The following is a 7,303-nucleotide window of genomic DNA, read 5'->3' on the forward strand; positions in this document are numbered from 1 at the left end:
ACCCACCGTGTCGCGAGGGAGCTGCCATGCCCGGCTGGAACGCCACGAACATCCCCGACCAGAGGGGCCGGACCGCCGTCGTCACCGGAGCCAACAGCGGGATCGGCTACGTGGCCGCCCGCGAGCTCGCCCGGCGCGGCGCCGCCGTGGTGCTGGCCTGCCGCAGCGCGGCGCGAGGCCGGGCCGCCGTGACCCGGCTGAGCGGCGAAGTACCGGGCGCGAAGGCGGAGTTCGCCGAGCTCGACCTCGCGGACCTGGCGTCCGTACGGGCGTTCGCGAAGGCCTTCGGCGAGCGGCACGCAGCCCTGGACCTGCTGATCAACAACGCCGGCGTGATGGCCCTGCCGTACGGGCAGACGGCCGACGGCTTCGAGACCCAGTTCGGCGTCAACCACCTCGGCCACTTCGCGCTGACCGGACTGCTGCTGCCCCGGCTGCGGGCGGCCGCCGCCGGGGCGCGGATCGTCAACGTCTCCAGCGGCTTCCACGCGCTGGGCGACGTAGACCACGACGACCTGGCCTTCGAGCGCGGCTACCGGCGCTGGATCGCCTACGGCCGCTCCAAAACGGCCAATCTGCTCTTCACGCACGAACTGTCCCGCCGCTTCACCGCCGCCGGATCCACCATCGTCGCGGCCGCGGCCCACCCCGGCTACTCCTCCACCAACCTCCACGCCGGCGCGACGGCGGACGGCAGCACGCTCTACGCGCGCGGGGTCGCGCTCGCCAACGACGTCATCGCGCAGCCCGCCGCCGGGGGCGCACTGCCCACGCTGTACGCGGCCACCGCGCCCGGAGTGCGGCAGGACGCGTTCATCGGTCCGCGGTTCGGCTGGCGCGGCGCGCCCGCCCGCTCGTGGCGGGCCGGATGGACCCTCGACGACACGTCCGGTGAACGGCTCTGGGCGGCCTCCGAGAAGCTCACGGGAGTCTCGTACGGCTCCCTGCCGCGCTGATCCGCCGCGCACGGAACGGCGGAGGACCGCCGTACCCGTCCGGGCGCCCCGCCCGTGAGCCCGTCCGCCCCCGGCACGCCTCAGGGCGCCCCGGGGACGGGCGTGACCGGAAGCCCCCGGGCGGGGACACTCGGCGGCATGGACGACGACGGTAAGGACAACCACCCAGCAGCCCGCCCCGGTCAGCCCTGCCCGTGCTCCGGCTCCGGGCGCAGGGACCGCCAGATGAGGTCGGGAAGATGGCGGGCGGCCTCGGTGAGGTCGATCTCGTAGGTGCTGGACAGCCAGCGGCGCGCGGCCTCGGTGAGCGGGCCCATGACCATCACCTCGATCACCGGCGCCGGGAGCGGGGCGATCTCACCGCGCTCCACGCGCACCCGCAGCCAGTCCATGATGGCCGCGAACTTGGCCGCCTTGGCCGCGCCGATCTCCTCGGCGTGCGCCACGAGGTAGCCGGAATAGGCCGAGGCGTGCAGGAACAGCGCCACGTCGCGGTGCTCCTGGGTGAAGCGGAGGTAGGACGTCACCCACGACCGCAGGCCGGTGCGCGCCGTACGGCACCGGTTCAGGGCGGCGACCATGTCGTCGCACAGCATGTCCATGCACCGGATGTACAGGGCGGCGGCGAGGCCGTCGAAGCTGCCGAAGTGGTGGTAGAGGCTGCCGAGGCTCACCCCGCTGGCCGAGACGACCGCGTTGACGGTGAAACCCTGCTGGCCGGACTCGGCGAACACCCGGAGCGCGGCGGTGAGGAGGAGGTCGACGGTCGCTTCGCCGCGTTGCTGCTTAGGAGACATGTTCCGGTCCCGTCGGTGTCGAGCGCGTGCGTGTGGCGGAGAGCCTAGCAACCCGCTAACTAGAGGGTGTTTCTAGAAAACCACTCCACGCCACAGTCGGGCACCACACCCGGACACCCGCGCCCTAGACGCGGTTCGGGGGCTTGGTGGCGCGCTCGTACAGGGCGCGGACGCCGTCGTCGAAGTAGCTGCTGTACGAGGTCTCGTCGTCTCCGCCGCCGTCGCGCCCGCCGATCACGCCGATCAGCGTGCGGCCGTCGGTCAGCACCGGGCCGCCGCTGGTGCCGTTGGGGACGTCCGCACAGTCGATCCGCAGCTGCGTCGGCCCCGCCGCACGGGCGGTGTTGCGGCAGTCCAGCGGCTGCTCGGAATCGTTCGGATAGCCCACGACCCGGGCGGGCAGGGGCAGTTCGGGCCGGAAGGAGATCGTCTCGGCGCCCGTGACGTCCTCCAGCCGCTGGCCGGGGTAGCCGGGGCGGCGCAGCCGGACGAAGGCGATGTCGCGGTCGGGGTCCTGGTCCTCGGTCCAGCGGGGGTCCACGTCGATCCGCGTGGGCACCCACACCCCGTACGGGGCCACGCCGTCGCGGTAGCCGGGGGCGAAGGCGAGGTTCGTGCGGAAACCCGCTCCGTACACGCAGTGGGCGGCGGTGGCGATGAGGTCGCCGCCGGGGGAGTGGACCACGACGGCCGAGCAGTGGTGATCGGGATCCCCGTCGGAGCCGGGCGAGAAGAGCGCGCCGATCGCGGGCTCGGCGGCCGCCGGCCGGGCCTCCAGGGGGTCGGAGGGCTGCCAGCCGCCCGACTTCCAGTTCACGGTGCCGCCCGCGAAGGCCTTGCCGTCCGTCGGCGGGTTCGGGTCCTCCCGGACGATCCCGTCCAGCACGGCGGCCGCGGTCCGGTCGGCCCGCTCGGGGTCCTGCTGGTAGGTGCCGAGCGCGGGATCCCCACCCGCGCGGTGGGCGGCCACGCCCCACAGCTCCCACACGTACGCGCCGCCCGCCACGAGCAGCGCGCAGAGACCGAAGAACACGGAGGCCCGTACGGCCCGCCCGCGCACGGTCTGCACCGGTGCGGTCGGCCCCGGTACGGCCCGCTCGCCTACCCCCCGCTCGCGTGCGGCCGTCCCCCGTACAGCCCGCCCGCGCACCCTGCTGAACATGTGGCACTTACTCCCGCCCCCGCTGACACCCCCGACTCTCCGTTCGATGGGGGAGCGGCGGGCGGGGTTCCCTCCGCGGAGCGTGTCCATGGTCACAGCGGCCCCCCGGCCGTCGCCCCGCCACTTCCCGGCCTTCCACCGGCCACCCAACTCCCATACTCTCCAGGCGACTTGAACCCCCACCGAGTCGACAGGAGTCGAGAGTATGAGATTGCGCAACCGGATGACCGGCGCCGTCACCGCCGCACTGGCGGCCGCCGCCCTCGCGCTGGGCACGGCCCCGGCCGGCGCCGCGGGCCCCTCGGACGACCTCCCGTACGCGGGATCGACCGGCGTGGGCGTGCACAACGCCTACGAAAAGGCCAAGTACCCCTACTTCGCGGACGCGCTGGACTCCGGCGCCGCCATGCTCGAACTCGACGTGTGGACGAACTTCTTCGGCAGCTCGTGGCGGGTCTCCCACGACAACCCCTTCGGCAACGACAGCAACTGCGAGAACGCCACCAGCCCGGCCCAGCTGCGCACCAAGTCCCGCAACCAGAACCTCGCGGGCTGCCTCTCCGACATCCGCAGCTGGCACGACGCCCACCCCGGCCACCGGCCGGTGGTCCTCAAGCTGGAGCTCAAGGACGGCTTCGCCGCCAACCTCGGCCGCGGCCCGGCCGACCTCGACGCCCTGCTCACCGGGAAGCTCGGCGACGCCGTCTACCGCCCGGGGCAGCTGGCCGCCAGCCACCCCGACCTCGACACCGCCGCCCGCGCCGGGGCCTGGCCGAGCCGGGCCGCGCTCGCCGGGAGGTTCATCGTCGAGCTGATCCCCGGCACCGTGGAGGAGGGCAACGGCTCCGACACCCTGTGGACCGACCGCGAGTACGCCACCCACCTGCGCTCCCTCGCCGCCCAGGGCCGGCTCGGCCAAGCCGCCGCGTTCCCGGCCGTCCACCGGGCCGAGGCCGGTGACCCGCGCGTGGCCCGCTACGCGGATGCCTCGCTGCGGCCGTGGTTCGTGATCTTCGACGGGGACGCCGGTGCGTATGCCGGCGGCGGCATCGACACGGGCTGGTACGACCGCAACCACTACCTGCTGATCGCGACCGACGCCCATAATGTGGCCCCGGCCATTGACGGGACGCGGCCGAGTGAGGCGCAGGCGCGGGAGCGGGTCGCCCTTTTGGCGGGGCGCCACGCCTCTGTCGTCTCCGCGGACTGGTACCCGCTGCCGCAGGTCCTCTCCACGGTCGTCCCCCGCGGCTAGCCCGCCGCCCCCGGGGCTCGGCCGCGCGCCTCGCCGGCGGGGCCGGGGTGTGCCGGGTGCGGCGCCGCTGCCGGGGCTCCGCCGCGCGCCTCGCCGGCGGGGCTGGATGTGCCGCGTGCGGCGCCGTGCCGGGGGCTCCGCCCCCGCGCCCCCGTGCCTCAAACGCCGGCGGGCTGGGGTGGTGTCCCCGGTCGGGGCCTGGACTGCCGGGGCGGTCCGTGGGGTCCCTCCGGGACGTCTCCTCGGCTCGCGCACCAAGGCGTGCTTCGACATCCTCGGCGTGGTTGCGCGCTCGTCCTGCGGGGACGCCCCTGCGCGCCCCCACTCCCCCCGCAGGCCAAGGCCCCGGCCGGATACGGGGGGAGATCACGACCGCCCCGGTGAGGGGACCCGCAGGCCCCGGCCCCGGTGAGTCAATCCACGCCCCGCGCCCGGTTGGGGGAGTTGGTTTCTCCTCGGCGCGGGTGGGGTCGGAGTGGGGCTTGGGGTGGGGACACGTAGGAGGGTCCCCGCAGGACGAGCGCGCAACCACCCTCCCCTGACGCAGCACGCCTTGGTGCGCGAGCCGAGGAGACACTCCGGAGGGGCCCCGGCCCAAGACCCGCTCCGGCCCCGCCCGACGGCACCCCCCAGCCCCGCCGGCGTTTGAGGCGAACGGGGTCCGGGGCGAAGCCCCGGCAACGGCGCCGCACCCGGAACACACCGCGGCCCCGCCGGCGAGGCGCGCGGCAGCGGCGCCGCGCCCGGGACCCCCCGGCCCCGTCCGGACGCGCTCGCCAGGACGGAGCGGCGACGCGCTCGTACGCTCGAAGACATGTCAGACGTGTACGCCGCCCGCCGGGACATGCTCCGCGAACGCTGCGCCGCCGCGGGCAACGCTGCCGCACTGATCACGCGTCCGGCGAACGTCCGCTACCTCTCCGGGGCCTCCCCCCTCGGCGCCGTCCTGCTCGTCGGGCCCACCGAGGACATGATGTTCTGCGGCCGGGCACCCACCGGCGAGGTCGACGAGGGGCGCCTCGACGACCGGCTCCGGGTCTCCGTGCTGGCGAGCTCCGGCGGGGACCCGGCCGTCGCCGCCGGGGACATGACCGCCGCGCTGCGGGCCGACTCCCTCGCGGTGGAGGAGCACCACCTCACGGTGGCCCGGCACCGGGCCCTGCGCTCCGTGGCCCCCCACCTCCGCCTCGCGGACCTCGGCACCGCCGTCGAGCAGCAGCGCCTCGTCAAGGACGAGGAGGAGATCGCCTGCCTCCGGATCGCCGCCGAGATCGCCGACCAGGCCCTCGGCGAGCTGCTGGAGTCCATCCTCGTCGGACGCACCGAACGCCACCTCGCCCTGGAGCTGGAGCGGCGCCTCGTCGACCACGGCGCCGACGGGCCCGCCTTCCCGACCTCCGTGGGCACCGGCCCGAACTCCGGCCGCAGCCGGCACCGGCCCTCGGACCGGCGCGTCGAGGAGGGTGATTTCCTCTCCGTGTGCCTCGGCGCCAACTACCGCGGCTACCGGTGCGAGATCGGCCGGACCTTCGTCATCGGCACCACCCCCGCGGACTGGCAGATCGAGCTGTACGACCTCGTGTTCGCCGCGCAGCGCGCCGGGCGGGAGGCCCTCCTGCCCGGGGCCGCCTACCGGGACGTGGACCACGCGGCACGTTCCGTACTGGACTCCGCCGGCCACGGGGAGGCGCTCGCTCCGTCGACCGGACACGGCGTCGGACTCGAAATCGACGAGGACCCGCAGCTTGCACCTACGGCAATGGGTAAACTGGACGCTTGCGTGCCGGTCACCGTCGAACCGGGGGTTCACCTCCCGGGCCGGGGAGGTGTCCGGATCGATGACACGCTCGTCGTGCGCCCCGAGGCGGACGGCGGTCCCGAGCTACTCACCATTACGACCAAGGAGCTGCTCGCGCTCTAGTCCGCTCCGCCGGACTGTGCGCGCACCCGTGGTCTTCCAGTGCAGGAGATTCCGCAACCGTGGCTTCCACGAACGACCTCAAGAACGGCATGGTGCTCAAGCTCGACGGTGACCAGCTCTGGTCCGTCGTCGAGTTCCAGCACGTCAAGCCCGGCAAGGGCCCGGCCTTCGTGCGCACCAAGCTCAAGCACGTGCTCTCCGGCAAGGTCGTCGACAAGACCTTCAACGCCGGCACGAAGGTCGAGACCGCCACGATCGACCGGCGTGACATGCAGTTCTCGTACATGGACGGCGAGTACTTCGTCTTCATGGACATGCAGACCTTCGACCAGCTGATGGTCGACAAGAAGGCTGTCGGCGACGCCGCCAACTTCCTGATCGAGGGCTTCACCGCCTCCGTGGCGCAGCACGAGGGCGAGGTGCTCTACGTCGAGCTCCCGGCCGCCGTCGAGCTCGTCATCGAGCACACCGACCCGGGCGTCCAGGGCGACCGCTCCACCGGCGGCACCAAGCCGGCCCGCCTGGAGACCGGTCACGAGATCCAGGTCCCCCTCTTCGTCAACACGGGCGAGAAGGTCAAGGTCGACACCCGCACCAGCGACTACCTCGGCCGGGTGAGCAGCTAACCGTGGCTGCCCGCAGCAACGCGCGCAAGCGCGCTTTCCAGATCCTGTTCGAGGCCGACCAGCGCGGGGTGCCCGTGCGCGAGGTCCTCGCGGACTGGATCCGCCACGCCCGGTCGGACGACCGGCAGCCGCCGGTCAACGCCTTCACGATGGACCTCGTCGAGGGTTACGCCGACAAGGTGAACCGGATCGACGACCTGATCGTCACCTACGCCGTGGACTGGGACCTCGACCGCATGCCGGTCGCGGACCGGAACATCCTGCGGCTCGGTGCCTACGAGCTGATCTGGGTGGACGACACCCCGGACGCCGTGGCCATCGACGAGGCCGTGCAGCTGGCCAAGGAGTTCTCGACGGACGAGTCCCCCTCGTTCGTGAACGGCCTGCTGGCCCGCTTCAAGGACCTGAAGCCGAGCCTGCGCCGCGAGTAGCGGCCCCCGGCGGTTCGGCGAAAAACGGAGGGCCCGCAGCACACGTGCTGCGGGGCCGGCCTTTTTGGGGGTGGTGCGGGGCGAAGCGGAAAAGGCGGGGGGCCGGGCCCCCCAGGGGGGCCCGGCACCCGCCCGGGACGGTTTTGGGGGGGCTG

At 73.5% G+C, this 7,303-nt stretch carries 7 protein-coding genes; 5 read left to right on the forward strand and 2 right to left on the reverse strand.

Going from position 1 to position 7,303, the window contains the following annotated elements; all coding sequences use genetic code 11:
* Nucleotides 1–26: 26 nt before the first annotated feature.
* Nucleotides 27–956 carry an oxidoreductase gene (locus ACFTXQ_RS15400; protein WP_382640722.1) on the forward strand — a complete coding sequence of 310 codons (930 nt, stop codon included), beginning with the start codon at nucleotides 27–29 and terminating at the stop codon, nucleotides 954–956.
* Nucleotides 957–1,138: 182 nt separating this feature from the next.
* On the opposite strand, the gene ACFTXQ_RS15405 is transcribed toward ACFTXQ_RS15400, so the two are convergent.
* The gene (locus ACFTXQ_RS15405; protein WP_382640725.1) at nucleotides 1,139–1,753 is read right to left on the reverse strand and encodes a TetR/AcrR family transcriptional regulator; all 615 of its coding nucleotides are present in this window, start codon (nucleotides 1,751–1,753) and stop codon (nucleotides 1,139–1,141) included.
* Between the two features lie 124 nt (nucleotides 1,754–1,877).
* Nucleotides 1,878–2,915: a trypsin-like serine peptidase gene (locus tag ACFTXQ_RS15410; RefSeq protein ID WP_382640728.1), complete on the reverse strand. Its 1,038-nt coding sequence runs from the start codon at nucleotides 2,913–2,915 to the stop codon at nucleotides 1,878–1,880.
* 205 nt (nucleotides 2,916–3,120) lie between these two features.
* Here ACFTXQ_RS15410 and ACFTXQ_RS15415 point away from each other — a divergent pair, with 205 nt between their 5' ends.
* From ACFTXQ_RS15415 to nusB, 4 genes are all read left to right on the forward strand, one after another.
* Nucleotides 3,121–4,170, forward strand: coding sequence for a phosphatidylinositol-specific phospholipase C domain-containing protein (locus ACFTXQ_RS15415; RefSeq protein WP_382640730.1), 1,050 nt, complete (start codon nucleotides 3,121–3,123; stop codon nucleotides 4,168–4,170).
* Between the two features lie 814 nt (nucleotides 4,171–4,984).
* A complete protein-coding gene (locus ACFTXQ_RS15420; RefSeq protein ID WP_382640732.1) occupies nucleotides 4,985–6,091 on the forward strand; it encodes a M24 family metallopeptidase in 1,107 nt (368 codons plus the stop codon).
* A 59-nt stretch (nucleotides 6,092–6,150) separates the two neighbouring features.
* Entirely contained in the window at nucleotides 6,151–6,717 is a 567-nt protein-coding gene (gene efp, locus ACFTXQ_RS15425) for an elongation factor P (RefSeq protein ID WP_382640734.1), read from the forward strand.
* Nucleotides 6,718–6,719: 2 nt separating this feature from the next.
* Nucleotides 6,720–7,148 (forward strand): transcription antitermination factor NusB, encoded by a 429-nt coding sequence (nusB, locus tag ACFTXQ_RS15430; protein WP_382640737.1) that lies wholly within the window; start codon nucleotides 6,720–6,722, stop codon nucleotides 7,146–7,148.
* The last annotated feature ends 155 nt before the right edge of the window (nucleotides 7,149–7,303 follow it).

This window comes from Streptomyces sp. NPDC057010, assembly GCF_042673805.1.
GTDB lineage: Bacteria > Actinomycetota > Actinomycetes > Streptomycetales > Streptomycetaceae > Streptomyces.